Origin of the sequence: Kutzneria sp. 744, from assembly GCF_000568255.1 — a bacterium.
Classification (GTDB): domain Bacteria; phylum Actinomycetota; class Actinomycetes; order Mycobacteriales; family Pseudonocardiaceae; genus Kutzneria.
Map to the genome: position 1 here is coordinate 7,192,502 of NZ_KK037166.1, position 24,735 is coordinate 7,217,236.

Annotated in this window: 29 protein-coding genes and 2 pseudogenes; 21 read left to right on the forward strand and 10 right to left on the reverse strand. The window is 69.9% G+C overall.

Going from position 1 to position 24,735, the window contains the following annotated elements; genetic code table 11:
- Positions 1-594: LysR family transcriptional regulator (locus KUTG_RS33060; protein ID WP_157494910.1), on the reverse strand; the 594-nt coding region annotated here is incomplete at its 3' end.
- 40 nt (positions 595-634) lie between these two features.
- Positions 635-1,129 (reverse strand): NUDIX domain-containing protein, encoded by a 495-nt coding sequence (locus KUTG_RS33065; RefSeq protein WP_084581406.1) that lies wholly within the window; start codon positions 1,127-1,129, stop codon positions 635-637.
- 309 nt (positions 1,130-1,438) lie between these two features.
- On the opposite strand from KUTG_RS33065, the gene nucS reads away from it, so the two are divergent.
- Positions 1,439-2,098 (forward strand): endonuclease NucS, encoded by a 660-nt coding sequence (gene nucS, locus KUTG_RS33070; protein ID WP_043722386.1) that lies wholly within the window; start codon positions 1,439-1,441, stop codon positions 2,096-2,098.
- Positions 2,099-2,130: 32 nt separating this feature from the next.
- Here nucS and KUTG_RS33075 read toward each other — a convergent pair whose 3' ends face one another.
- On the reverse strand, positions 2,131-2,766 hold the full coding sequence (locus tag KUTG_RS33075) for a glycoside hydrolase family 25 protein (RefSeq protein WP_043722390.1): 636 nt from the start codon (positions 2,764-2,766) through the stop codon (positions 2,131-2,133).
- A gap of 265 nt (positions 2,767-3,031) precedes the next feature.
- Between KUTG_RS33075 and KUTG_RS33080 the strand changes: the two genes are divergently transcribed.
- The 3 genes from KUTG_RS33080 to KUTG_RS33090 all read left to right on the forward strand — a co-directional run bounded on the left by KUTG_RS33080 (position 3,032) and on the right by KUTG_RS33090 (position 5,546).
- On the forward strand, positions 3,032-3,901 hold the full coding sequence (locus KUTG_RS33080; protein ID WP_043722392.1) for an SDR family NAD(P)-dependent oxidoreductase: 870 nt from the start codon (positions 3,032-3,034) through the stop codon (positions 3,899-3,901).
- On the forward strand, positions 3,901-4,818 hold the full coding sequence (locus KUTG_RS33085; RefSeq protein WP_157494911.1) for an alpha/beta hydrolase: 918 nt from the start codon (positions 3,901-3,903) through the stop codon (positions 4,816-4,818). The genes KUTG_RS33080 and KUTG_RS33085 overlap by 1 nt, the downstream gene beginning before the upstream one ends.
- A gap of 236 nt (positions 4,819-5,054) precedes the next feature.
- Positions 5,055-5,546: a transglycosylase SLT domain-containing protein gene (locus KUTG_RS33090; protein ID WP_157494912.1), complete on the forward strand. Its 492-nt coding sequence runs from the start codon at positions 5,055-5,057 to the stop codon at positions 5,544-5,546.
- Between the two features lie 178 nt (positions 5,547-5,724).
- Here the strand turns inward: KUTG_RS33090 and KUTG_RS33095 are convergent, their stop codons facing one another.
- A complete protein-coding gene (locus KUTG_RS33095) occupies positions 5,725-6,639 on the reverse strand; it encodes a cytochrome c oxidase assembly protein (protein ID WP_043722395.1) in 915 nt (304 codons plus the stop codon).
- Between the two features lie 54 nt (positions 6,640-6,693).
- On the opposite strand from KUTG_RS33095, the gene KUTG_RS33100 reads away from it, so the two are divergent.
- The 5 genes from KUTG_RS33100 (at position 6,694) to KUTG_RS33120 (ending at position 12,111) form a co-directional block, all read left to right on the forward strand.
- A complete protein-coding gene (locus tag KUTG_RS33100; RefSeq protein WP_198047384.1) occupies positions 6,694-7,095 on the forward strand; it encodes an HIT family protein in 402 nt (133 codons plus the stop codon).
- Between the two features lie 178 nt (positions 7,096-7,273).
- Positions 7,274-8,968 (forward strand): sodium:solute symporter family protein, encoded by a 1,695-nt coding sequence (locus KUTG_RS33105; RefSeq protein ID WP_043722400.1) that lies wholly within the window; start codon positions 7,274-7,276, stop codon positions 8,966-8,968.
- Positions 8,969-8,984: 16 nt separating this feature from the next.
- On the forward strand, positions 8,985-9,263 hold the full coding sequence (locus KUTG_RS33110) for a hypothetical protein (RefSeq protein ID WP_043722402.1): 279 nt from the start codon (positions 8,985-8,987) through the stop codon (positions 9,261-9,263).
- Positions 9,264-9,540: 277 nt separating this feature from the next.
- Positions 9,541-10,494, forward strand: a complete 954-nt coding sequence (locus tag KUTG_RS33115; RefSeq protein ID WP_043722404.1) for a hypothetical protein — start codon at positions 9,541-9,543, stop codon at positions 10,492-10,494.
- Positions 10,495-10,602: 108 nt separating this feature from the next.
- A complete protein-coding gene (locus KUTG_RS33120) occupies positions 10,603-12,111 on the forward strand; it encodes an aldehyde dehydrogenase family protein (RefSeq protein ID WP_043722407.1) in 1,509 nt (502 codons plus the stop codon).
- A 76-nt stretch (positions 12,112-12,187) separates the two neighbouring features.
- On the opposite strand, the gene KUTG_RS33125 is transcribed toward KUTG_RS33120, so the two are convergent.
- Complete coding sequence (locus tag KUTG_RS33125; protein WP_043722410.1) at positions 12,188-13,192, reverse strand: ABC transporter substrate-binding protein; 1,005 nt, start codon at positions 13,190-13,192, stop codon at positions 12,188-12,190.
- Positions 13,193-13,293: 101 nt separating this feature from the next.
- Between KUTG_RS33125 and dhaK the strand changes: the two genes are divergently transcribed.
- The 9 genes and pseudogenes from dhaK (at position 13,294) to KUTG_RS66505 (ending at position 20,109) form a co-directional block, all read left to right on the forward strand.
- Entirely contained in the window at positions 13,294-14,295 is a 1,002-nt protein-coding gene (dhaK, locus tag KUTG_RS33130; protein ID WP_043722414.1) for a dihydroxyacetone kinase subunit DhaK, read from the forward strand.
- 2 nt (positions 14,296-14,297) lie between these two features.
- Positions 14,298-14,668: pseudogene (locus KUTG_RS33135) on the forward strand (DAK2 domain-containing protein); the annotation flags it as partial.
- Positions 14,669-14,955: 287 nt separating this feature from the next.
- Positions 14,956-15,081, forward strand: coding sequence for a DAK2 domain-containing protein (locus tag KUTG_RS56855; protein ID WP_369794543.1), 126 nt, complete (start codon positions 14,956-14,958; stop codon positions 15,079-15,081).
- Positions 15,078-15,743, forward strand: coding sequence for a dihydroxyacetone kinase phosphoryl donor subunit DhaM (gene dhaM / locus KUTG_RS33140; RefSeq protein ID WP_043722416.1), 666 nt, complete (start codon positions 15,078-15,080; stop codon positions 15,741-15,743). Before KUTG_RS56855 ends, dhaM begins: the two co-directional genes overlap by 4 nt.
- Positions 15,744-15,850: 107 nt before the next feature.
- Positions 15,851-16,492, forward strand: a complete 642-nt coding sequence (locus KUTG_RS33145; protein ID WP_157494913.1) for a hypothetical protein — start codon at positions 15,851-15,853, stop codon at positions 16,490-16,492.
- Positions 16,493-16,501: 9 nt separating this feature from the next.
- Positions 16,502-17,212 carry a class F sortase gene (locus KUTG_RS55495; protein WP_063753592.1) on the forward strand — a complete coding sequence of 237 codons (711 nt, stop codon included), beginning with the start codon at positions 16,502-16,504 and terminating at the stop codon, positions 17,210-17,212.
- A 209-nt stretch (positions 17,213-17,421) separates the two neighbouring features.
- Positions 17,422-19,191, forward strand: a complete 1,770-nt coding sequence (locus KUTG_RS33155) for a 3-hydroxyacyl-CoA dehydrogenase family protein (protein ID WP_043722422.1) — start codon at positions 17,422-17,424, stop codon at positions 19,189-19,191.
- Between the two features lie 234 nt (positions 19,192-19,425).
- Complete coding sequence (locus KUTG_RS33165; RefSeq protein ID WP_198047385.1) at positions 19,426-19,704, forward strand: FitA-like ribbon-helix-helix domain-containing protein; 279 nt, start codon at positions 19,426-19,428, stop codon at positions 19,702-19,704.
- Positions 19,705-19,917: 213 nt separating this feature from the next.
- The gene (locus KUTG_RS66505) at positions 19,918-20,109 is read left to right on the forward strand and encodes a type II toxin-antitoxin system VapC family toxin (RefSeq protein WP_369794659.1); all 192 of its coding nucleotides are present in this window, start codon (positions 19,918-19,920) and stop codon (positions 20,107-20,109) included.
- Here the strand turns inward: KUTG_RS66505 and KUTG_RS33175 are convergent, their stop codons facing one another.
- Entirely contained in the window at positions 20,110-20,310 is a 201-nt protein-coding gene (locus KUTG_RS33175; RefSeq protein WP_043722429.1) for an FmdB family zinc ribbon protein, read from the reverse strand.
- A 48-nt stretch (positions 20,311-20,358) separates the two neighbouring features.
- Between KUTG_RS33175 and KUTG_RS64175 the strand changes: the two genes are divergently transcribed.
- Complete coding sequence (locus KUTG_RS64175; protein ID WP_043722432.1) at positions 20,359-20,658, forward strand: hypothetical protein; 300 nt, start codon at positions 20,359-20,361, stop codon at positions 20,656-20,658.
- Here the strand turns inward: KUTG_RS64175 and KUTG_RS33185 are convergent, their stop codons facing one another.
- Positions 20,659-21,000, reverse strand: coding sequence for a hypothetical protein (locus KUTG_RS33185; protein ID WP_043722434.1), 342 nt, complete (start codon positions 20,998-21,000; stop codon positions 20,659-20,661). It abuts the gene before it with no gap.
- Between the two features lie 49 nt (positions 21,001-21,049).
- Between KUTG_RS33185 and KUTG_RS33190 the strand changes: the two genes are divergently transcribed.
- Positions 21,050-21,772: an alpha/beta hydrolase gene (locus KUTG_RS33190; protein ID WP_043722436.1), complete on the forward strand. Its 723-nt coding sequence runs from the start codon at positions 21,050-21,052 to the stop codon at positions 21,770-21,772.
- Here the strand turns inward: KUTG_RS33190 and KUTG_RS33195 are convergent.
- Together KUTG_RS33195 and KUTG_RS33200 are read right to left on the reverse strand one after the other, a co-directional pair.
- Entirely contained in the window at positions 21,759-22,250 is a 492-nt protein-coding gene (locus KUTG_RS33195; RefSeq protein WP_052395688.1) for a GNAT family N-acetyltransferase, read from the reverse strand. The two genes, KUTG_RS33190 and KUTG_RS33195, sit on opposite strands and share 14 nt — an antisense overlap.
- Positions 22,251-22,276: 26 nt before the next feature.
- Positions 22,277-22,819 (reverse strand): AAA family ATPase, encoded by a 543-nt coding sequence (locus KUTG_RS33200; RefSeq protein ID WP_043731468.1) that lies wholly within the window; start codon positions 22,817-22,819, stop codon positions 22,277-22,279.
- A 28-nt stretch (positions 22,820-22,847) separates the two neighbouring features.
- On the opposite strand from KUTG_RS33200, the gene KUTG_RS33205 reads away from it, so the two are divergent.
- The gene (locus KUTG_RS33205) at positions 22,848-23,537 is read left to right on the forward strand and encodes an alpha/beta fold hydrolase (RefSeq protein WP_043722438.1); all 690 of its coding nucleotides are present in this window, start codon (positions 22,848-22,850) and stop codon (positions 23,535-23,537) included.
- An 82-nt stretch (positions 23,538-23,619) separates the two neighbouring features.
- On the opposite strand, the pseudogene KUTG_RS59230 reads toward KUTG_RS33205, so the two are convergent.
- A pseudogene (locus tag KUTG_RS59230) lies at positions 23,620-24,735 on the reverse strand (hypothetical protein); the annotation flags it as partial.

The following is a 24,735-nucleotide window of genomic DNA, read 5'->3' on the forward strand; positions in this document are numbered from 1 at the left end:
CGCCACCCAGGACTGCTCGCTCAGCGCCGACAGGCCTTCGGTCTCCACCACCTCGCGCAGCTTCTCCGGCACGCAGATCAGGAACGGGTCGTCGCACACCGGCAGCGCCACCAGCCCCGGCGGGAGCTCGGTGCCCAGGTGCCGATAGCGGTAGGCCACCACGAGATCGAGCCGCCGCTGCCGCAGCAGCGCGATGGTCTCCTCTGGCTCGCCCTCGTGGAACCGGTACCTCAGCTGCGGGTGCCGGGCCTGCAACGTCTCGGCCATCGGCATCGCGACCGAGGGGAAGGCGCTGGTGAAGCTGCCCACCGCCAGCTCGCCGTCGATGGTTCCGGCCAGCTCGTTGACCTCGGCCGACGCCCGTTCCAGGGCGGCGAGCACGTCCTCGCAGCGGCGGGCCAGGGCCCGTCCGGCCGAGGTCAGCCGCAGCGTCCGGCCCTCGCGCAGCAGCAGCGGCTTGCCGACCTCGGCCTCCAGCGCCCGCAGCTGCTGCGACACCGCCGATGCCGTCACGTGGTGCACGTCGGCCACCGCCGTCACCGTCTGGTACTCGGCCAGATCCCGCAGCAGCACGAGCCGTCGCACGTCCATCATGTAGACGAGCTTAAGACTTTTCGCCGGACACGTAGCGGATCTACGGCTGTCGGGACTCGTGCAGGAGCAGCAGCATGTACGCGGCGACGGTCTGGGCGTCGCTGATCTCGCCGCGGGCCATCATGGCCTCGAACTCGGCGCGGTGGAACCACGCCGTGCGCATGTCCTGCTCCTCCAGCTCACGCTCGGGCTCGCCCTCCGTCAGCCCCGTGGCCAGGAACACCGTGCCGCGCTGGCTGGACATGCCCGGCGCGACGTCGAGCACGCCCAGCTCCACCATGTGCTCGGCGCGCAGCCCGGTCTCCTCCCGCAGCTCCCGGGCGGCCAGCTCCTTGGCCTCCACGCTGGCCAGGTCGGGCGCCGTGCCCTGGCAGAACTCCCACCGCCGTCGGCCCAGCGGGTACCGGAACTGCTCCACCAGGTGCAGCCGGTCGCCGTCGAGCGGGACGACCAGGGCGTAGTGGGGCTTGTCGATGACGCCGTAGATGCCGGTCGACCCGTCGGGGCGGCGGATGTCGTCCTCGCGAACCGTCATCCAGGCGTTGCGATACACCTCACGTGATTCGATCAATTCCACAGTGCTAGTTTGCCGCGCGTTCCGCGCGGGGCTCGGCCCCCATTAAGCCCCTGCCTCGCCCTTGCTGGATTTTTCGAGGCCCGCGTCGGCTCGGGTGGTGGGGCGAGTTGGGTGGCGGGCCTCAAAAAATCCAGCAACCGGGCGAAGCAGGGGCGGGGCCGAGCGTTCTCCTGGGCTGGGGACAGGCAGGCTCGTGCGGGCGGCGGGACGGAGGCGACACGGCCCCGTGTGCGGGCGGTGGTGATCGCCCGGGTAACTTCGTTCGCCGTGCGTCTTGTGATCGCGCGGTGCCAGGTCGACTACGTCGGCAGGCTGACCGCCCACCTGCCGATGGCCAACCGGCTGCTGCTCATCAAGGCCGACGGGTCGGTGTCGGTGCACTCCGACGACCGCGCCTACAAGCCGCTGAACTGGATGAGCCCGCCGTGCTGGCTGATCGAGGACCCGGGCGTGTGGACCGTGCAGAACAAGGCCGGCGAGAAGCTGGTGATCTCCGTCGAGGAGGTCATGCACGACTCCAAGCACGAGCTGGGCATCGAGCCGGGCCTGGTCAAGGACGGCGTGGAGGCCCACCTCCAGGTGCTGCTGGCCGAGCACGTCACCACATTGGGTGACGGCTGGTCGTTGGTGCGGCGGGAGTTTCCGACGGCGATCGGGCCGGTGGACCTCATGTGCCGCGACCACGACGGCGTGTCGGTGGCGGTGGAGATCAAGCGCCGGGGCGAGATCGACGGCGTCGAGCAGCTGACCCGGTACCTGGAGCTGCTCAACCGGGACCCGCTGCTGGCCCCGGTCAAGGGCGTGTTCGCGGCGCAGCAGATCAAGCCGCAGGCCCGGACCCTGGCCGAGGACCGCGGGATCCGCTGCGTGACGCTGGACTACGACGCGCTCAAGGGCACGGACTCGGACGAGTTCCGCCTGTTCTAGATCGCCGAGGCTGTTCCAGGTGGTCGGCGCGTCTAGATCGTCAGCGCGGCGGCGTCGAAGGTCCCGATGGTGACGCTGCGGTCGGTCGGCCCGGCGGAGCCCGGGGTGGGGGCCTCGTTGGTGTACTGGTGCGCGGCCAGTCGCGGGTGGGTCCAGCCGACGTCGCCGGGGTCGACGCCGAATCGGGCGGCGCAGAGGTAGACGTTGTCGTCGGCCCAGTCGTCGGGGCGCAGCATGCCGCCGAGCCACCAGCTCTGTGAGGCGTACACGCACAGCTTGGGCTGGCCGGTGGCGATGCGCAGGGTGTCGCGGAACGCGGCGATGAAGGCGTTGGCGCTGTCGGCTGTCCAGTTGACGCCGTCGGCGGGGTCGTTCTCGATGTCCAGCAACGGAACCATGGCGCCGTCGGCGAACGCCCCGACCGGGCTGGCCACCGTCACGAAGTGGTCCACATTGGCCGGCACCCCGGGGTTGGGGTCGGCGAAGTGGTACGCGCCGGTGATCAGCCCGGCGGCCGAGGAGCCGGCGAACTGCCCGCCGAACAACGGGTTCGTGTACCCGCTGCCCTGTGTCGCCTTGGCCCACGCCCACGCGTTGCCGCCGGCGCGCACGTCCGGCCAGCTGGTGATGGTGTTGAAGCTGCTGACGTCGATGCCGTAGTCGGCCATGGGGCGACCTCACAGTGGTGTGGCCCCCTTCGGATCAGTACCCGAGGGCCGAGCGGCGGCAAACGCCTACGCCGCAGGCTCAGCCGAACGGATCAAGCCGGTGTCGCTGCGCTGCTCAGGGGGCCGGTGGACGCGGCTCGTTCGGCGGTAGGCGTTGCTCCGGTCGTGATGCTCATCGCTATTGAGTGAACGTTCACTTGACAGCGGTGCGGGGGCGGGCCTAATCTGACTCTAGAAATGAACGTTCACTCAATAAGGGGCGATCATGTCCGAGGTGTGGTTGGTGACGGGCAGTTCCCGTGGTCTGGGCCGGGAAATCGTGCTGGCGGCGCTGGCCGCCGGACATCGGGTGGTGGCCACGGCCCGCCGACCCGAGCAACTGGCCGACCTGGTGGCGCAGCACGGCGACCGGGTGCTGCCGGTGGCCCTGGACGTCGTCGACGCAGAGGCGGCGCGGCGGGCGGTGCAGTCGGCGGTGGACGCCTTCGGCCGCCTGGACGTCGTGGTCAACAACGCCGGATACGCCAACCTGGCCTCGGTCGAGGACATCGAGCCGTCGGACTTCCGGGCCCAGCTGGAGACCAACCTGCTGGGCGTGGTCAACGTGAGCAAGGCGGCCCTGCCGACGCTGCGGGCACAGGGAAGCGGCCGCATCATCCAGGTCTCCTCGGTCGGCGGCCGGGTGGCGACGCCCGGCCTGTCGGCGTACCAGGCGGCGAAATGGGCCGTCGGCGGCTTCTCCGAGGCGCTGGCCCAGGAGGTCGCGCCGCTGGGCATCAAGGTGACGGTGCTGGAGCCGGGCGGCATGCGCACCGACTGGGCCGGTTCTTCCATGCACGTGCCGCCGATCAGCGAGCCGTACCGGCCGACCGTCGGCGCGATGGCCGCCATGCTCGGCAGCAATGAGGTTCAGGCCGCCGGTGATCCGGTCAAGGTGGCGCAGGTCGTGCTGGCGGTGGCTGCGCTGGACGAGCCGCCGGTCCGTCTGCTGCTGGGCAGCGACGCCGTGCAGTACGCCGCGGTGGTGGCGCAGGCTCGGGCCGTCGAGGATGAGAAGTGGCGCTATATCAGCGTTTCCACCGATCACGACGAGGCGACCGCGGCCTCCCTCGATCCGATGAGCGAGGTGCGGTGATGATCGACGTCGAGCCTGGCTTGCTGCGGGAACAGTGGGCGGCCAACAAGGTTTTCGCCGAGGCGCCGCACCCGGACGCCCGCACGGCGGAAGGACTGGCGCTGCTACGCGAGATCAGCTCCCCGCCGCCGCCCGCCACCGTGCTGACGCCGATCGAGCAGCGAATCGTCGGCCCCGGCGGGGAAATCCGGCTGCGGGTGTTCATTCCCGAGGGTGAGCCCAAGGGCGTGGTGATGCGGGTGCACGGCGGCGGCTTTGCCGCGGGGCGGCCCGAGGACGACGACGCCGTGAACGACGTCCTGGCCCGCGCCAGTCAGGTCGTGGTGATCAGCCCGGAGTACCGGCTGGTGCCGGACGTGACGGTGCGGGAGCAGATCGAGGACTGCGTCACGGCCGCGCGGTGGATGATCGAGCGGTATCCGACGCGAAAGTTGTTGCTGGGCGGGATTTCAGCCGGGGCTCACTTGGCCGCGGCGACGCTGATTCGACTCCGGGGAGAGGCTGGATTCGAGCGGATCGTGGGGGCGCAGCTGGACAGCGGGGTGTACGACCTTTCCCAGACGCCGAGCGCGCGTCGGGCCACCGGCGAGACTCCCGTTCTCGGGCGCACGATTCTCGACAGCGTCGTGGAGATCAGCCTGCCGGGGTGGGATTCCGAACGTCGCCGCGATCCGTCGGTGTCGCCGTTGTTCGCCGACCTCGCCGGTATGCCGCCGGCCTTGTTGACGGTGGGCGAACTCGATCCGCTGGTCGATGATTCGGCGTTTCTGGCGGCACGCTGGGAGTTGGCCGGCAACGAGGCCACGCTGGAGATATGGCCCGGCTGCCCGCACGCCTTCACGAACATGGGCGCCCCGCTCGCGATGCCGGCCCTGGCCCGGATCGCGGCGTGGATGGATGCCCGGATCGCGACCTGACAAGGACTTCCAATCCGTTGGTGGATGATGGGTCCGCGCCGGTCGTGACTTCGACGTCGTGGTTGTGCAACAATTGTGCGACGGCGCAACCGCGACCCATTCACTAGGTGGTCCACCGCTTTCGGTTGCGCGGCAGGCGGTTTTCGTCCCGATCGGGACAGATTCCTCGCACCGGCCCGGAATTGCTGGCATAGCTGGACGTGTTCACGTTCCCGTCGGCAGTTCGGAGCCCCGAGGTGATTCAAGCGCTGTCCCGGCTCGCCGCTGTTGCGGCATCGGCCCTGCTGGCTGGATCCGTTCCGGGGGCGGTGCCGCCCGCCCACGTGCAGGCCTCCGCCCCGGTCGAGCACGAGAAGTGCAAGTCGGTGAGCAGGTCCGAGGGCGACCAGTACTCGGCTGCCCAACTGGCCAAGCTGGCCAAGGACGCCGGCTTCACCGGCGACGGGCTGGTCAACGCCGTCGCCGTGGCCCTGGCCGAGAGCAGCGGCTTCACGCATGCCCTGCTCGTCAACGAGAACTGCACCCGTGACCGTGGCCTGTGGCAGATCAACGACTACTGGCACCCCGAGGTCACCGAGCAGCAGGCCTTCGACCCGGTAGAGAACGCCAAGGCCGCCTTCGACATCTCCTCGCAGGGCGCGAACTGGGACCAGTGGTCCACCTGGGAGAGCGGCGCCTACAAGGACTATCTGCCGGACGCCGAGCAGGCGGTGCACACCCCCGCCTGACCGGCGCACCCCCGCGAGTCCCGCTCTCAGACACACCGAAATACGCTTTCGCGCACATCCGACTGTCACATGCGACGTCACGCTTGCCTCCCAGCGGCACATTCGGACCGCATGTGACGACGAGGTGGGCGGACGGAGGACGGGTTTCGGTGTGACGCTGGGCGGGACTCGCGGGGGTTCAGCGGCGCTTGAAGCGCTCCGCCAGGGTGGGGTCGTTCTCCCACCACGGGCGGTCCGAGTCCTCGCCGGCGGCCTCCTGCTCGTCGAGGACCTGGTCGATCTCCTTGGCCTGCTTGGCGTCTTCCTTGGTCATGCGGTTCAGCAGGGCGCCGAGGAACGGCAGCCCGGCCAGGTCGCCGACGATCCACAGCACGCCGGCGCCGAAGGTCTGGTCCAGCCGGAGATCGGGGCCCCACGTGCGGCCGAGGGCCTGGTAGTAGTCCTGGGCCACGATGTGCCCGGAGAACCACAGCGTGAGCCCGAGGGTGGCGTCGCCGACCACCTCGACCAGGGTGATCCACACCGACACCAGGTGGTGGAAGCGCCGCGGCACGGGATCGAGCTGCAAACGGCTCCAAAAGTAAACAAGACCGATCAGAACCAACAGCAGCCGGGTGAGCTCGTCCACCACCGCGGACCGCAGCACGGCGGGGTACCAGGCGGTGAAGTACAGCAGCCACGGCGTGGCGATGAGCAGCACGGACGCGGTGGCCGGGAAGGCGATGACCTTGCCGAAAGGGCTGTGCAGCAAGGAACGCAGGCGCACCACCAGTGCCGCCGGTCCGGTGTCGCGCAGCAGCGTGAAGGGCGCGCCGAGGGCCAAGCCCAAGGGAGCCACCATCAACAGCAGGATGACCTGGGCCGCGCGCATCAGGAACAGGGTGTCCGCGTAGACGCCGATGCTCGACAGCGTGGCGATCGCGTACGACCCGAGCCCGGCGGCGTAGAAGGCGACGACGCGGGCGCGGGGCCACGCCCCGACCCGGCGGACGGACCGCCAGTACCACCCGCCCAGCAGCACGATGACCAGCAGGGACACGGGATCCGCCGTCCACGAGGTGACGGCGGTGACCAGCGTGAGAGGCTCCGGCACCCAGTCAGTCTGACAGTGCCGAAAGGGTGGTTCTCCAGTGTGGACCGGAATTGTGTGTTCTGCGCCATCGTGTCCGGTGCCATGCCGGCGAGCGTGGTGCATGAGGACGAGGACCTGATCGCCTTCTGCGACCTGATGCCGATCAACCGTGGCCACGTGCTCGTCGTCCCCAAGCGTCATGCGACGAACCTGGCCGAGCTGCCGGAGGAGACGGGTGCGCTGATGTTCCCGTTGGCCCAACGATTGGCGGCGCGAATCCGTGACAGCGCGTTGCCGGCCGACGGCATCAACCTGATCTTGGCCGACGGCCGCGCGGCCGGGCAGACCGTCTTCCACGTGCACCTACATGTGATCCCGCGCATGGTCAACGACGGCTTCGCGCTGCACGGTGGCGCACGGGAGGCTACCCGCAGTGATCTTGACCAGGTCGCGGGCCTGCTGCGCGCCAACCCGTGATCGTCTTGTGACCCCGCGTCACCAAGCGGGGTCCCCCATGGTCATTTAGTGTGACCTTCCAACAAAACAACAGCTGGGTTTCGGCCTGTTCACCGCTCCATGCCTGTGCGGTAACGTTCGCTTCCGCCACATGGTGGTGAATGCTGTTCGGTGCTGTTCGATGTGTGGAGGTGAGCCGGTGAACGTCCTGGCGGACGCGAACCTCCGGCTGGACGCCGGGCCCGTGGACTACGTCCTGCTCGGCTTCTACTTCGTCCTGGTGCTGGGCATCGGCGCGCTGGCTCGCCGCTCGGTGTCCTCCAGCCTGGACTTCTTCCTGTCCGGCCGGTCGATGCCGGCCTGGGTGACCGGCCTGGCCTTCATCTCGGCCAACCTGGGCGCGGTCGAGATCTTCGGCATGACGGCCAACGGCGCGCAGTACGGCGTGCCGACGGTGCACTACTACTGGATCGGCGCCATCCCGGCCATGGTCTTCCTCGGCCTGGTCATGATGCCCTTCTACTACGGCTCGAAGGTCCGCAGCGTGCCGGAGTTCCTGCTCCGTCGCTTCGGCCGCTTCGCGCACCTGGTCAACAGCCTCAGCTTCGCGCTGGCCCAGGTGCTCATCGCCGGCGTCAACCTGTTCGCGCTGGCCACCGTGATCAACCTGCTGCTGGGCTGGCCGACCTGGGTGGCGATCATCGTCGCGGCCGCGGTCGTGCTGGCGTACACCACGCTGGGCGGGCTGTCGGCGGCCATCTACAACGAGGTCATGCAGTTCTTCGTGATCGTGGCGATGCTGCTGCCGCTGACCATCGTCGGGCTGTACAAGGTGGGCGGCTGGAACGGCCTGGTGGCCAAGCTGACCGCGGCCAACGCCGACGCCTCGGCCGAGCTGCACTCCTGGCCCGGCTCCAACCTGACCGGCATCGCCAACCCGGTGCTCTCGGTCATCGGCCTGGTGTTCGGCCTCGGCTTCGTGCTGTCCTTCGGCTACTGGACGACCAACTTCGCCGAGGTGCAGCGCGCGCTGTCGGCCAAGAGCATGTCGGCCGCCCGGCGCACGCCGCTGATCGGCGCGTACCCGAAGACGCTGATCGTGCTGCTGATCTTCATCCCGGGCATGATCGCCGCGGTGATCTCGCCCGAGCTGGCCAAGTTCAAGGCCAGCGGCGGCACGCTGGACAACGGCGTCACCTACAACAACACCATCGAGCTGTTGATCCGCGACCTGCTGCCCAACGGCATGCTCGGCGTGGCCATCACCGGCCTGGTGGCGGCGTTCATGGCCGGCATGGCGGCCAGCGTGAGCTCGTTCAACACGGTGTTCACCTACGACCTGTGGCAGACCTACGTAGTCAAGAACAAGCCGGACGACTACTACCTGCGGACCGGCCGGCTGATCACGATCGTCGGCTGCGTCATCGCGATCGGCACCGCGTTCATCGCCGGCCAGTTCAACAACATCATGGACTACCTCCAGACGTTGTTCGGCTTCTTCAACGCCCCGCTGTTCGCGACGTTCCTGCTGGGCATGTTCTGGAAGCGGATGACGCCGATGGCCGGCGGCATCGGCCTGATCGTCGGCACCGCGTCGGCGGTGACCGTCGACATCCTCAACCGGACCGGCGTGTTCGAGCTGTCCGGCCAGGGCGGCGCCTTCGTGGCGGCCAGCGCCGCGTTCATCATGGACATCGTGATCAGCGTCATCGTCACGCTGGTGACGGCGCCCAAGCCGGACTCGGAGCTGGTCGGGCTGGTGTGGTCGCTGACCCCGCGGGACAGCCTCAAGCACTCGGACACCGGCGAGAACGCCGGCTGGTACCGCAAGCCGGTGGTGCTCGGCGTCGGCGTGCTGGTGCTGGCGGCCGTGCTGAACGTCATCTTCTGGTGAGGGAGGACAGACTTCGATGATCGAGCCTGTGAAGAAGCAGCGCGTGGGGCTGTTCGACCTCCGCTACGTGCTGGCCCTGCTTTTCGTGGTGTACGGCGTGGTGCTCACCGTGATGGGCATCGCGTTCACCAGCCAGGCCGGCCTGGACAAGGCGGCCGGCGTCAACATCAACCTGTGGGGCGGAATCGTGATGCTCGTGGTGGGCATCCTGTTCGGCCTCTGGGCCCGGTTGCGGCCCATCGTGGTCACGACGGCCGAGCCCGCCGACGACGCCACTGGCGCCGGCGAGAGCTGATCATCTGCGGCGGTCGGTGCTGAGCAGCAGCTCAGCGCCGGCCGCCGCGGTGCGGGTACACCGGGTTGAACGCCTCGACGGTCCAGGCGTCGAACCGACGAGCCGCCTTGCGGGCCTGCCTACGCAGAACCTTGATCACTTCGTCCCCTTCCAGGTCTTCGTTTCTCCTTGCACCCGGTATGACGTTCTGGCCTTCTGAATCGTTCCCGAAACTCTCGGTGAGACCGATCACGGGATTCACGTCACACGGGTCGCCGCCGGTCGCTACCGTGCACTCGTGCTCCGCCTCGCCTGCGCCGTCGTCGCGGCCGCCGCCCTGCTCACGGCCTGTTCGCCCAACGTCGACACGACCCGTTCGGTGACCGGGCGAACCACCGTCGCCGGCCAGCCCGCCGGGGATCTGGGGCCGGTCGACCCGGCCTTCGCCGAGGCCGGGCTGCGGGCCGTCGACCCGTGCGCGCTGCTCGACGCCAAGCTGCTCAGCACCGTCGGCACACCCGGCGCCAAGCCGGCCGGGGACCCGTTCCAGGGCTGCCGTGCCGAGGTCACCGTGGGCGGCCAGCAGATGACCGTCACCGTCACGCTCGGCGACATCGTGCCGGAGTGGGACCGCGACGCCCTGTCCCTGGCTGGAATGCGGGTGCTGGAGGCCCGGCAGAGCGGCAGTTGCACGGACAAGGCGGTCACGCAGGGTGCCCCCACGCGGGCCGTCGTGGTCCGGACCGAGGCCAAGGGCGGCGAGCCGTGCGCGGTCGCCCGGCAGGTGCTCAGCGGCGTGATCGCCCGCATCCGCACCGCGCCGCCGAAGATCGCGGCCGGCAGCAGTGTGATGGCCGGCACAGATCCGTGTTCGCTGATCGATCGCGACACCGTCGGCAAGATCGTCGGCGACCAGCCCAAGCGGGATTCGGAGTCCCTGTACGACTGCGCGTGGCGGCAGAAGGGGATCACCCTGGAGGTCTACGCCAAGATCGGCGGCGACCCCTCGGTGGCCGGCTTCGACGCCCCGCCCACCCCGGTTGACCTGGGCGGCGTCACCGCCTACCGCAGCGACACCTCCACCTCGTACCCGTCGTGCACGCTGACGTGGTCCGACCGCCCGATGTCCCAGGGGCGCGGCGAGGTCGTGGTGGTCTACGTGGCCAACGGGCAGAAGATCGCCGGCTTCGACCCGTGTGCCCAGGCCGTCGCCGCGGGCAAGATCGTCGCAGCGAATCTGCCCAAATCCTGATTCACCCGCCCGGCGGCACGACACGGCCAGGAGAATGGGTGCTGACGAGTGCGGGTCGCCGTGCGTACTCTTCAGTAACAAGCTGAGTGCCCAATGCCGGGAGGGTCGATGACTCAGACAGCGCCGGAGAGCAGTGCGGTGACCACCTCGGGTGACGGACGGTTCGCCTCACTGGATCCGCGCACCGGAGAGGTCGTCGCCCACCACCCCATCCACAGCCCCAAGCAGGTGGCGGACGCGGTCGCGCAGGCCCGCCGGGCCAGCAACTGGTGGCAGGAACTGGGCTTCGACGGTCGCAAGGAGCGCCTGGACGCCTGGCGGCGGCTGCTGGTCAAACGCGTGGACGAGGCGGCGAGCCTGATCTCCGCCGAGACCGGCAAGCCGGCTGCCGACGCCAAGCTGGAGTTGGTGCTCGTCATCGATCACCTGCACTGGGCGGCCAAGAACGCCGACCGTGTGCTGCGCAAGCGCCGCGTGCCGGCCGGGCTGCTGATGTCCAACCAGGCCGCGACGGTGGAGTACCTGCCGCTCGGTGTCGTCGGCGTGATCGGGCCCTGGAACTACCCGGCGTTCACGCCGATGGGCTCCATCGCCTACGCGCTGGCCGCCGGCAACACCGTGGTGTTCAAGCCGTCCGAGCTGACGCCGGGCGTCGGCACCTGGCTGGCCGACACGCTGGCCGAGGTCGTGCCGGAGCACCCGGTGCTGAGCGTGGTCACCGGCTTCGGCGAGACCGGGGCCGCGCTGTGTCGGTCCGGTGTGGACAAGCTGGCCTTCACCGGCTCGACCGAGACCGGCAAGCGCGTGATGGCCGCCTGCGCCGAGTCGCTGACCCCGGTGCTGGTGGAATGCGGCGGCAAGGACGCGCTGATCGTCGACTACGACGCCGATGTGCAGCTGGCCGCCGACGCGGCCGTGTGGGGCGGCATGTCCAACGCCGGCCAGACCTGTGTCGGCGTCGAGCGTGTGTACGTGCACGAGGACGTCGCCGACGAGTTCACCGCGGCGGTGAAGAAGCTGGCCGGCAAGGTGCGCCCCGGCGGCGACCCCGGCGCGGACCTCGGGCCGATCACCATGCCGGCCCAGGTCGACATCATCCGCAGCCACGTCCAGGACGCCCTCGACAAGGGCGCCAGGGCCTTGGTCGGCGGTGTGGAGTCGGTGCGGCCGCCGTTCGTGGAGCCGGTCGTGCTGGTCGACGTGCCCGAGGACTCGCTGGCCATCACCGACGAGACCTTCGGGCCGACCATCACGATCAACCGGGTACGGGACACCGACGAGGCCATCCGGCTGGCCAACGCCGGCCGCTACGGCCTCGGCGGCACCGTGTTCTCCAAGTCCCGCGGCGAGCAGCTGGCCCGGCGGCTCAAGGCCGGCATGGTGTCGATCAACGGCGTCGTGGCGTTCGCGGCCATCCCCTCGCTGCCCTTCGGCGGCGTCGGCGACTCCGGCTTCGGCCGCATCCACGGCGAGGACGGCCTGCGCGAGTTCGCCCGCCCCCAGGCCGTCGCCCGCCGCAAGTTCAGGCCCCTGCTCAACCCCATGTCCTTCACCCGCGGCGCCGGCACCGTCCGCCAGCTCCTGGCCATCGTCAAACTCCGCTACGGCCGCAAGTGACCCCGGCTTCATGCAGGGAAGTAACCTGAGTGGTCTTCTTTGCGCAACCTAGTAAGGCGTCCTTCCCTGCATAACGTCAGACCCCGAGCGTGGCGCGGAGGTCGGTGAGGACGGAGTCGGCGGCGAGGACGCCGAGGCCGAGGTACCAGGTCTCGTCGGCGACCTTGCGGGCGTGGCCGGACTTCACGGCGCCCAGTGTCGACCACAGGGGGCCGCCGAGCACGCCGGCCTGGCCGGTCTTGTCGGGGGAGCCGTAGGTGCCCCAGAGGATCCAGTCGGCGTCGGCCTTGCCGATCTGCTCGGGGCTGATCTCCACGGCCAGGTCGTCGGCCTGGCCGGATTCGGTGACCGGCAGCCCGGTGTCGGCCAGCACGGTGCCGACGAAGGACTTCTCGGCGTACAGGCGGATCCGGCCGGGCATGAAGCGCAGCATGGAGATCACCGGCAGCTTGCCCAGCTTGGCCTGCGCGTCCTGGCCCAGCTTCTTGGCCGCCGCGGTGTAGTCGGCCAGCAGCTTGTCGGCCTGGTCGGTCTGGTCCAGGGCGGCGGAGTTGAGCAGGAAGTCGCTCTTCCACGGGTAGCCGGGCCGCTCCGAGAAGACGGTGGGGGCGATCTTGGCCAGCAGCGGGTACTGCTTCTCGGCCCGCAGCTTGGAGCCGAGGATCAGGTCCGGCTTGAGGGCGGCGATGGCCTCCAGGTTGAGGGAGTTCTGGGTGCCCACGTTGGCCGGCGTGCCGGCCCTGTCGCCGATGTAGGACGGCATGTTCGGCGAGCCGTCGGGGAAGGCGACGCCGACCGGCTTCACGCCGAGCGCGACCACGTTGTCCAGCTCGCCGGTGTCGAGCACGACGACCCGGGTCGGCTTGTGGTCGAGCGTGGTCTTGCCCATGGCGTGCGTGATGGTGCGCGGGAACACGCCGGGCAGCGCGTCGGTGCCGTACTTGGCCGTGCGCGCGCCGGCGTCCTGGAAGCCGGCGCCGCCGACGGCGACCTCGGAACGGCCGTCGCTGGCCGGGGACTGCCCGCAGGCCGTCAGCACGAGCGCGGCCGCGATCAGCACGGCGATTCCCTGGGGTCTCATGTTAGGTGAGCCTACCCTTGGGAATTCCGCGCTGGCGTGTGATGTGTTCGCGGGGGTAGGAAGGTCGGGCCGGTTGTGTGCCGCGACGAGGGGACACCGCGATGAAGAAGATCATCAACGACCCGTCCACAGTGGTCGATGAGGCCCTCCAGGGCATGGCGTTGGCCCATCCGGACCTGTTGGCGGTGCAACGGGATCCCGCGGTGGTGTGGCGGGCCGACGCGCCGGTGCAGGGCAAGGTGGCGCTGGTTTCCGGCGGTGGAGCCGGGCATGAGCCGATGCACGGCGGCTTTGTCGGCGCGGGCATGTTGGACGCCGCCTGTCCGGGCGCGGTGTTCACGTCGCCGACGCCGGACCAGGTGCAGGCCGCGGTGGAGAAGGTCGACGGCGGCGCGGGGGTGCTGCTGATCGTCAAGAACTACACCGGCGACGTCCTGAACTTCGAGACCGCGGCCGAGCTGCTGGCCATGGACGACGTGGACGTGCGGTCGGTGGTGATCGACGATGACGTGGCGGTGAAGGACTCGCTGTACACCGCCGGTCGACGCGGCGTGGCCGGCACCGTGTTGCTGGAGAAGATCGTCGGCGCGGCGGCCGAGCAGGGGGCGGACCTTGACCGCTGCGAAGCGTTGGCGCACAAGGTGGTGGCCAATGTGCGGTCGCTGGGCCTGGCGCTGACGGCGTGCACGGTGCCCCACGTGGGGCAGCCGAGCTTCGAGCTGGCCGACGACGAGTACGAGCTGGGCATCGGCATCCACGGCGAGCCCGGCCGCGAGCGGCGGACGATGGAGCCGGCGGATGTGTTGGTGCGCAGGCTGATCGAGCCCGTGCTGGAGGACCTGCCGTTCGCCGAGGGTGACAAGGTGCTGCTGTTCACCAACTCCATGGGCGGCACGCCGCTGGTCGAACTGTACCTGGCCCACGGCATCGCGGAGAAGTTGTTGGCGGAGCGGGGAATCGTGGTCGAGCGGCGACTCGTCGGCCCGTACGTGACAAGTCTGGAGATGCAGGGCATGAGCCTGACGCTGCTGAAGCTGGACGACGAGTTGACCGAGCTGTGGGACGCGCCGGTGCGGACCGTGGCCCTGCGCTGGGGGATGTGACGATGGGCTGCTCGACTGCGGATGTGGCGTCGGCGGTGCGCGCGATGGCGGCGGTGGTCGTGGCCCACCGGGACGAGCTGGTCGACCTCGACCGGGTCATCGGCGACGGCGACCACGGCGAGAACCTCAAGCGGGGATTCGACTTCGTGGTGTCCGCACTGGACACGTCCGAAGTGGACAGTCCGGCCGCGGTGCTGAAGCTCGTGGCCAAGACGTTGATCTCCAAGGTCGGCGGCGCGTCGGGGCCGTTGCTGGGCACGGCGTTCCTGCGCGCGGCCTCGGGGCTGGAGGAGGTCGACGGCGCGTCGGTCGCCGCCGCGCTGCGGGCGGCGCTGGACGGCGTCTCGCGCGGGGCAAGGCCGAAGTGGGCGACAAGTCGAGCAGCTTCTTTTTCACAACCAGCAGCGGGAATTAGTATCTTCGCCTAGAGATTTCTGCCGATATTGGATTCCAGCGTCCAGACTCACTACCATCCTGGGCGGACGTAGGCGGGCCCTTCTCTTAGGAATTCCTAATCTATGAAACCAACCTCAATCGATGTAATGATCATGCTGAATGAAAGCGGTGTAGCTCTAATTTTTTAGGCATGCGCACAGGTGAACTATACATTGCATCGCGGCATCGGCCGCCGAAACCGGTGCCGAGTCGACGATTCCGTTGGTGGCGCGCAAGGGTCGGGCGTCGTACCTGGGCGAGCGCTCGGCCGGGCACCTCGACCCCGGCGCCCGCTCCACCTCGCTGCTGCTGCGGTCGCTGGCCGACACGGCCTCGGCGAGCGCGTCATGACCGTCGGGCTGGTGATCGTCTCGCACAGCGTCAAGCTGGCCGAGGGCGTGGCCGAGCTGGCCGGCCAGATGGCCCCGGACGTGACGATCAAGGCGGCCGGCGGCATGGACGACGGCTCGATCGGAACCGATTTCGACCGGGTCTGCGCGGCCCTGGAGCAGGCCGACACCGGCGACGGCGCGGTGCTGCTCTACGACCTCGGCAGCGCCCGGATGATCGCCGACCTCGCCGTCGAGTCGCTCGCGAATCCGTTGCTGGCGATGGTGGTCGACGCCCCGGTGGTGGAGGGCGCGGTCGCGGCGGCCGTGGCCGCGCAGGGCGGCGGCGACCTCGCCGGCGTCGCCCGTGCGGCCGGCGAGCGGCCGCCGGAGTTCGGCGCGCAGGCCACGCCGGCCGTCGGCGAATCCGTCGAACTGGTGCTGCGCAACGAGGTCGGTCTGCACGCGCGGCCGGCCGCCCTGCTGGTCCGCACGATCGCCAGCCTCAAAGCCGATGTGACCGTCTACCACAACGGACAGCAGGCCGACGCCCGCAGCGTGCTGGCGCTGATGGGGCTGTCGGCGGTGGGCGGTGACACGATCAAGGTGGTGGCCGACGGGCCCGACGCGGCCGAGGCGCTGCGCCGGATCGGCAAGCTCGTGGAGATCGAGTTCGAGGAGTAGTCCGAAACGCACTGAACCGGGCGGGCGGCCGCGGGCGTAGTTGGCGGCGATCGTCTCTGCGAGCACGACCGACCGGCCGGCTCAGTGCTTTTCAGGAAGGACTGCTCATGGTTGCCACTCGGGTGATCGCCGCGGGCGCGGCCGTCGCCGCGTTCACGATCGTCGCGGTTGCGCCGGCCGCGTATGCCGACACCAGCAACAACCGGGACAACAACGACAACAACGCGTCACTGAGGATCGACCCGTCGCAGCGCTCCTACCGGGGCGGCGACAAGATCAAGCTCGACGCCCGCTGCGACTCCAACCGGGCCGACATCGCCATCTCGGCCGCCCTGGACAACGTCAAGGAATGGGTCAGGACGGGCCGCAAGGACTTCAACATCCAGGCCACCGCCCGGGTCCGCGACGACGTGAAGTCGGGCAACTTCGAGATCTCCTTCCGCTGCGGCAACCAGAAGATCTCCGTCATGATCAACGTGGACAACGGCAACCGCGGCGGCGGTGGCGGCAACGGCGGCGGCGGGACCACGACGACCAACACCACGACCAACACCACGACTTCGAGCACTGTGGACACTTCCACCACCATGGTCTACCCCAGCGGCGCGCCCCAGACCGGTGGCCAGGGCCCGTCCGACACCGGTTCCGGGCTGCTGCTGGCCGAGCTCGGCGGCGTGGCACTGGTCGGCGCCGCGGGCGTAGGCGTCGCGGTGACCCGCCGGCGCAAGCTCGCCGTCCAGCGCGGCTGAGGGCGGGGCATGGAGCCGACACTGCACATCCCCAGGCCGGGCGGCGCATCCAAGCCGCCGTCCGGCCGGCGCACGATGCTGATCGTCGCCGGCGCACTGGTCGTGGTGGTCGCTGTGGCCGCGTTCGCGCTCGGCCTCGTCCACTCCGCCAAGCCCGAGAACACGGCCCTGACCAGCCCGTCGGTGCCGACCACGAGCCGACCGGTCGCGGCGGCGCCCACCACTTCCGTGGCGCAGCAGGCGCCCGCGCCGCCGGCCGACAACGGGTCGCGCGCCGGCCTGCCCGTCCGCGTTGACGTGGACGCGATCAACGCCCACTCCTCGTTGGTCCAACTTGGACTCAACGCCGACAAGACCGTCCAGGTGCCGCCGGTCAGCCAGCCGTTGCAGGCCGGCTGGTACAAGTTCGGCGTGCGGCCGGGCGAGGTGGGCAAGGCCGTGATCCTCGGGCACGTGGACGGCGGCGGGCAGCTCGGCATCTTCAACAAGCTCAACCAGCTCAAGGCCGGCGACGCCGTCAAGGTGACCGACCAGAGCGGGCAGGTGCTGAACTTCATGGTGCGCCAGGTTCAGCAGGTGCCCAAGGCCCAGTTCCCGACCCAGGCCGTGTACGGGCCGTCCACCCAGCGCGAGCTGCGGCTGATCACCTGCGGCGGCTCGTTCGACAAGGCCAGCGGCAACTACGTGGACAACATCATCGTCTCCGCTGTCCTGGCCTGACCGTCGTCGGCGCCGGGGCGTGTCGATCCTGGGTGACGCGTTCCCGGCGCCGGCCCGCCGTCTCGGCGAGGTCGGGGGAACTTGCACGATTCGGTGGCGAAGCTCACCCGGTCGAGCGGTCGCGGCATGGCAGTATCTCCGCCAAGCTCGGATGTTACTGACGCGTAGCAAGCCAGTGACGCCGCTTCGACGAGCGCCGGAGGTCCGCCGTGACGCGCGAAATCACCACCATCGGGATCGTTGGACTGGGCACCATGGGTGCCGGCATCGCGGAGGTGTGCGCGCGGCGCGGGCTACGGGTGGTGGCCGTCGAGGTGGACGAGGCCGCGATCGCCAAGGGGCGCGGGCACATCGAGCACTCCACGTCCCGCGCGGTGTCCGGCGGCAAGCTGGACGAGGCCGGTCGGGTCGATCTGCTGGGCCGGATCTCTTACGGCACAAGCCTTTCCGACCTGGCCGAGGTCGACCTGGTGGTCGAGGCCGTGCCGGAGAACCTGGCGCTGAAGGCCGAGATCTTCGCGCAGCTGGACAAGATCGTGCGGCCGGACGTCATCCTGGCGTCCAACACGTCCTCGCTGTCCATCACCGAGATCAGCGTGCACACCGGCCGGCCCGGCAAGGTGCTGGGGCTGCACTTCTTCAACCCCGCGCCGGTGCTCAAGCTGGTCGAGGTGGTGCGGACCGTCGTCACCGAGCACGACGTGGTCGACGACGCCGTCGCTTTCCTCGGCGGGCTGGGCAAAACCCCGGTGGTGATCGGCGACCGCGCCGGCTTCATCGCCAACGCGCTGCTGTTCGGCTACCTCAACCATGCCGTGCGAATGTACGAGAGTCGTTACGCCACAAGGGAAGACCTCGACGCCGCGATGCGGTACGGCTGCGGCTACCCGATGGGGCCGTTGGCGCTGCTGGATCTCATCGGCCTCGACACCGCGTACGAGATCCTCGACACGATGTACCACCAGTCCCGCAACAGGTTGCACGCCCCCGCGCCGATTCTGAAGCAGATGATCACCGCCGGCCTGCTGGGCCGGAAGTCCGGGCGCGGCTTCTACACCTACGAGGCCCCCGACTCGCCCGTCGTGGTCGGCGACGCCGTTTCCGTTGCGGTTGCCGGCACTCCGCGTGAGGTGCGCCGGGTCGGCGTGATCGGCACCGGCACCATGGCCACCGGCATCGTCGAGGTTTTTGCCAAGGCCGGCAACGAAGTCGTGCTGCGGGCCCGAGGCGTGGACAAGGCCGAGGCCGCCGTCGCCAAGATCCGCAAGTCCCTCGACAAGGCCGTCGTCCGCGGCAAGCTGGCCGAGGCCGACCGGGACGCCGCGTTGTCCCGCATCCACACCACCGTCGAGTTCGAGGCGCTGGGCGACTGCGACCTGGTCATCGAGGCCGTCGCCGAGGAGCTTTCCGTCAAGCAGGCCGTTTTCGGCGCTCTGGACGAGGTGTGCAAGCCCGGGGCCGTGCTCGCCACCACCACTTCCTCCCTGCCCGTCATCGAATGCGCCGCCGCCACCTCGCGCCCCGGCGATGTCGTCGGGCTGCACTTCTTCAATCCCGCCCAGGTCATGAAGCTCGTGGAGATCGTCTCCACCATCGCCACGGCCCCCGACGTCGTCGCCACTGCCCACGCCGTCTGCACCTCGCTGCGCAAGGAGCCCGTGCACTGCGGCGACCGGGCCGGCTTCATCGTCAACGCCCTGCTTTTCCCGTACCTCAACGACGCCGTGAAGATGCTTGAGGCCCACTACGCCGAGGCCGACGACATCGACACCGCCATGAAGGTCGGCTGCGGCCTGCCCATGGGCCCCTTCGAGCTCCTCGACGTCGTGGGCCTCGACGTCTCCCTGGCCATCGAGCGCACCCTCTACCTGGAGTTCCGCGAGGCCGGCTTCGCCCCCGCCCCCCTGCTGGAGCACCTCGTCACCGCCGGCCGCCTCGGCCGCAAGACCGGCAAGGGGTTCCGCGACTACACCATGTGACGTCCCGCTACGCTGTGCACGTGACGATCATGCGCCTCCTCGGGTTGCCCCCTCGGATCTGCGACACGATCCAGGCCCGAGCCCGAGCCGCCGGCCAGTCCGTCGAGGACTACGTCCGCGGCCACCTGATCGAGCTGGCGTCACAGCGGACACCGGACGAGATGCTGAATGAGATCGAGGCCAGGTTGGCCCGACCACTCTCCCGGCTGTCCTCGAACCACGAGGAACAGACCCATGAAAACGAACATCGGCGTAGCGCTGAATCAGCGCTACCCTGACGAAGTGCCGACCATCCAGATCCGTGACCTCCCTGACGACACGTACCGCACCATCCGACTGCGGGCAGAGGGGGCCGGCCAGTCGATTCAGGCGTACATGCGTGACCAGGTGATCGCGATCGCCGCCAAGAAAACCAAGGAAGAAGTGATCGCGGTGATCGAGGCCGGCCTGGCTGAATCCGGCGGCGCCGACCCCGACAAGATCCTCGCCTACCGGGACGAGGAGCGCCCATGACCGACTTGGTGCTGGACGCCTCGGCATTCGTCTACGCGACTACGGTGTACACAGACGAGTCGCGGGAACTACGTAAGAGGATCGCGGCGTCAACGTGCCACATGCCGCATCTTGCCGACGCTGAGGGTGGGCAGCGTGCTACGCCGTCAGGAACTGGCCGGAGATCTCCCGGCCAGCGACTGCCTGACGGCCCTGCACTCACTCAAGTACCTGGTGGACAACCGATACCCGGCCACTGGGCCTCTCGCTGACGCGGCGTGGCAGCTCCGCGGCTCCGTCACCTACTACGACGCACTCTACGTTGCGCTGGCAGCGAGCTTGGGTGTGCCGCTGGTGACCAAAGATGCTCGGCTGAGCCGAGCGCCGGGTCTGACCTGTGCAGTAGAGGTGATCGGCCAGCCCTAGCTAGCCGCAGCAGCCCCCGCCGCAGCAACCGCCGCCGGCGGCGGGGGCGCTCGCGCCGGTGTTCACGCCGACGGTCGTGAGCAGCTTGACGGTGTCGTCGTGGCCGGCGGGGCAGGCGGCCGGGTCGGCGGCGCTGCTCATGGGCCGGTTCACCTCGAAGGTGTCGCCGCACTGGCGGCACCGGAAGTCGTAGGTCGGCATGGGGCCATTGTCCGGCACGGACGGGGCGGCCGGATAGCCTGGGCACCCGTGCCACGCCGTAACCGACCCCAACGCCCCGGTCCCAAAGGGGAGGACGAGCCCCGCCCGACCACTCACGGATGGGCGAGGGTCGAGTCGGGGCCGGACGGGGACTGGAACGTCCGACCGGTCGGGGCCGGGGACAAGACGTACCGATGCCCGGGCTGCGACCACGAGATCCGACCGGGCACGCCCCACGTGGTGGCCTGGCCGGCGGACGACTACGGCGGCGTGGAAGACCGCCGGCACTGGCACACGGGCTGCTGGAACAGCCGGGGCCGCCGGAGGCCGACGACCCGGCGCTGGTGATCAGCGGAACTCGTGCACGACCTCGATCTCGCCGACGAGGTTGTCGTTGAAGTCGTCGAGCTCCTCGGCGGGAATCCAGTACTCGAGAATGGTCCGGCCGCCGACCTGGTGCACCTCGTGGCGGTCGAGGAACTCGGTGCGCACCGCGAACCTGGTGACGTAGCCGACGCCGGAGTGCGGCACGTTCCAGTCACGGGCGATGCGGATGGCGTAGTCCTCGTTCAGCACGGGATAGAAGATCGGCTGGTCGGGTAGGCGTGGCGGCCAGCGGCGCCAGCCGGCGGCGCGCACGAGCTCCAGCTCGGCGGGGCCGGTCGGCCGCCACAGCGTGGTCGAGGTCATGCCGGCATTGTGCCGTGATCATGGTGTTGACCTGGCACGATTTTCGGTGATGAGCAACGATGTCCGCGCCAACACGATGCTGCCGGCCCGGCGCGAGCCGGTCACGTTGACCACGGCCGACGGGCTGCGCCTGGTGGGGGAGCTGGCGCTGCCGGAAGGGACGCCGAGGGCGACGCTGGTGTGCCTGCATCCGCTGCCGACGCACGGCGGGATGATGGACTCGCACCTGTACCGCAAGGCGGCGTTCCGGCTGCCGGCGTTGGCGGACATCGCGGTGCTGCGCTTCAACACCCGGGGTACGGCGAGCGAGGCGGGGCGCAGCGAAGGGACCTTCGACAACGGCGACGGCGAGCGCCTGGACGTCCAGGCGGCGCTGGAGTTCGTGACGGCGAGGAATCTGTCGAACGTGTGGCTGGTGGGCTGGTCCTTCGGCACGGATCTGGCGCTGCGGCACGGCTGCGCCGACGAGGTGCAGGGGGCGGTGCTGATCTCGCCGCCGCTGCGGTACAGCTCCCCGGAGGACCTCGCGGCGTGGACGAAGCCGCTGGTGTGCCTGGTGCCGGAGTTCGACGACTACCTCCGGCCGCCGCAGGCCCGTGAGCGCTTCAAGCAGGCCCGGATCGAGGAGTTCGCCGGCGCGAAGCACCTGTTCGTCGGCTACACCGAGCAGGTGCTGGACGCCATCGTGGCCACGGTCGCGCCGGAGGTCGAGGTCCCGCTGCCGCGCGTGTGGAACGGCCCGGCCGAGGAGCGCCGGGTCACGATCGTCTGAACTCCAGCCAGAACGGGTCGCTGCCGGCCCGCCGGAAGCCGAGGCGTTCGGCCAGGCGGATGGAGGGCAGGTTGTCCCTGGTCGTGACCACGACGACGGGGGCGCCGGGGCCTTCGCGCTCGGCCCAGTCGACGGCGGCCCGGGCCATCTCCAGGGCGAGGCCGCGACCCCAGGCGGAGGGCCGGAACCGGTAGAACATGTTCAGCGCCGGAGCGCCGTTGTGCTCGCACGGGCGCAGGCCGCCGAGGCCGACGGCCTGCTCGGTGACGGCGTCGACCACGAGCCAGTAGCCGATGCCGTGCTCGGCCCAGTCGGCGATCCAGCAGCGGAGCTGCTGGGCGATCCGGGCCGGGCTGGCGGTGCCGATGGGGTTGTGCCGATTGGCCGCCGGATCGCCCTGGATCTGCACCACGGCGGGCAGGTCGTCGGGCCGTAACCGGCGGAGCAGCAGTCGCTCCGTGCGCAGCTCGGTGAGCATGAGCCGATTGTGCTTGGAGCAAACGATTACAGGTGCTCGATACGGCTCTCGGGGAGCCGTTTCAGTACCTGTTCGACCGTCTCGGCGGCGGTCTGGGTGGAACTGTCGAGCCACAGGCCGAGTCGAGGCGTGTCGCGGTGCACGACGGCGTTGAGCGCGGCCGGCGTCCAGACGTCGTCGTAGGCGATCTTGTCCCGCTCGGCCTCGCGCCGCCGGACGGTGTCCTCGTCCGGCACGAGCACGACCACGTGCAGCGGTCGCGCCGTCAGCGAGCGGACGAAGTCGACCAGGTGGCGGCCGACGACGACGTCCTCGACCACGGTGGCGAAGCCGGCCTCGTGGAACGAGTCGGCCAGCAGCGCGGTCTGCCGGTGGCGCAGGGCGAGCTGGCGCAGCGCCTCGGGCGTGGGCTCGGGGGTCATGTCGACGCGGCCGCCGCGGATCATGGTGCGCACGGCGTCGCCCTCGACGAACGCGCTCGCGGGCAGGGCGTCGGCCAGCAGCCGGCCGACGGTGGTCTTGCCGGCGGCGGAGGTTCCGGTCAGCAGGATGAGTGGATGGTCAGCCACGAGCGTGCACAGTAGCGTCGGCGTCGTGATGCTGGTGCTGCTGCACGCCTTTCCGTTGGATTCCCGCATGTGGGACGGCGTTCGCGACCCGTTGGCCAAACGTTTGCGGCTGGTCACGCCCGACCTCGGCGACGGCCCGCCGGACCTCGACGCCGCCGCCGACCAGATCCTGGCCGGCCTCGGCGACGAGCCCTTCGTGCTCGGCGGCTGCTCCATGGGCGGCTACCTGGCCATGGCCATCCTGCGCCGGGTCCCGTCCCGCGTGGCCGGCCTGCTGTTCGTCGACACGAAGTCAGCTGCCGACACGGGCACCGCTCGGGAGAACCGCCTCGCTGTCGCCGCCCGGGCCGAGGCCGAGGGCGTCAGGGGCTGGTTGGCCGACGCCATGCTGCCCAACCTGGTCAGCTCGGGTGCGAGTGCGGAGGTGCGGGCCAGGCTCCGGTCGTTGATCGACTCCCAGGCCGGCTCGGTCGTCGCTCGGGCCCAGCGGGCCATGGCCGCCCGGCCCGATTCGACGTCGCTGCTGGCCTCGGTGACCGTGCCGACGCTGGTCGTGCGGGGTGCGGAGGATGCGCTCATGGCCCCCGGCGCCGTCGAGGTTCCGGGGGCGCGGGTGGTGGAGCTGGCCGGGTGCGGACACCTGCCACCCGTCGAGGACCCGGACGCGTTCGCGGCGGTGGTCCTCGACTGGTTGACGGATCAGGGTTTCGCGGACTGACCTACGTTCAGGAAGCAGCGAACGGACCATTCCCGAACTCCGAGTAGCGGAATGGTCCGTTCCGAACGTGCAAGGGCGGGTGTCAGCGCTTGGCCGACTGGCGGGGCGGGGTCGGGCGCTGGATCTTCTTGGTCTGCTCGGCGTCCTTGGCCGCGGCCGGCTGCTGAGCAGTGCTCGGCTGGGGCTGCTGCTTGGCCGGCTGGGCGGGCGTCGCGGGGCCGGCGGTGCGGGGCTGCTTCGCCGCCGGACGTCCGGTGCGCTGGGTCGCGGGCTTGGCCGCGGCGGCGGGCTTGGCGGGGACCTGCTGGACCGGCTGCGTGACCTGGTTCGGCGGGGTCCCCGGCTGGGCGGCGGGGTTGGTCGCCGTTAATGGCGCCTGAGCGCCGGCCGACTCCTTGGGCTGTGCGGCCTGCGCCCGGGCGGACTTGTCCTGGGCCGTCTGGGCCTGCGCGAGCGGGGCCTGAGTCGGCTGAGCCGGGGCGGACTGGGACTGCGTCGGCTGGGCCTGTACAGGCTGAGCCGCGGCCGGCTGGGCCGAAGCCTGGCCTGCGGCCGGGCCAGCCGAAGCCTGGCCTGCGGCTTCCGAAGCCGAAGCCGGTGCGCCAGTGGGCTTGGGGGCGGGGATGCCGCCCTCGGGCACCTTCACCTGCACGGTCGGCGACTCGTCGGCGACCTTCTCCTCCGGCAGCCGCTCCAACAGGGGCGCGGCGGCGATGATCAGGCCGCGGGCCTCGGTGAGCTGGCCGGCGATGCGGTTGCGGATCTGGCGGAGGTGCTCGACCCGTCGGGTGGCCTCGCCGACGCGGCGGGAGGACTCGTCGGTGGCCTCGCGGACGCGGCGGTGGGCCTCGTCGGTGGCCTCCTGCAGACGAGCGGTGGCCTCGGCGATGGAGTCGTGCCGGCGGCGGTTGGCCTCCTCGGTGGCCTCCCGAACCCGCTTCTCGGCCTCGTTCTTGCTGGACGCCTCCTGCTCGGCGAGGGTGCGCATCGCGTCCGTCCGCCGGGCGGACATGGCGATCTCGAAGTCCTCCTCGACCTGGGTGCGCTTGGCCAGCGAGTCGGCGTCGGCCTTGGACCGCACGGCGGCGGCGGCCGAGTCGGCATCGTCACGACGGGTGGTGGCCTCGTCGGTGATGCGCCTGGCCTCGGTGTGCGCGGCCTCCATGACGCTCTTGTGCTCGGTCTCCATGGCGGCCCG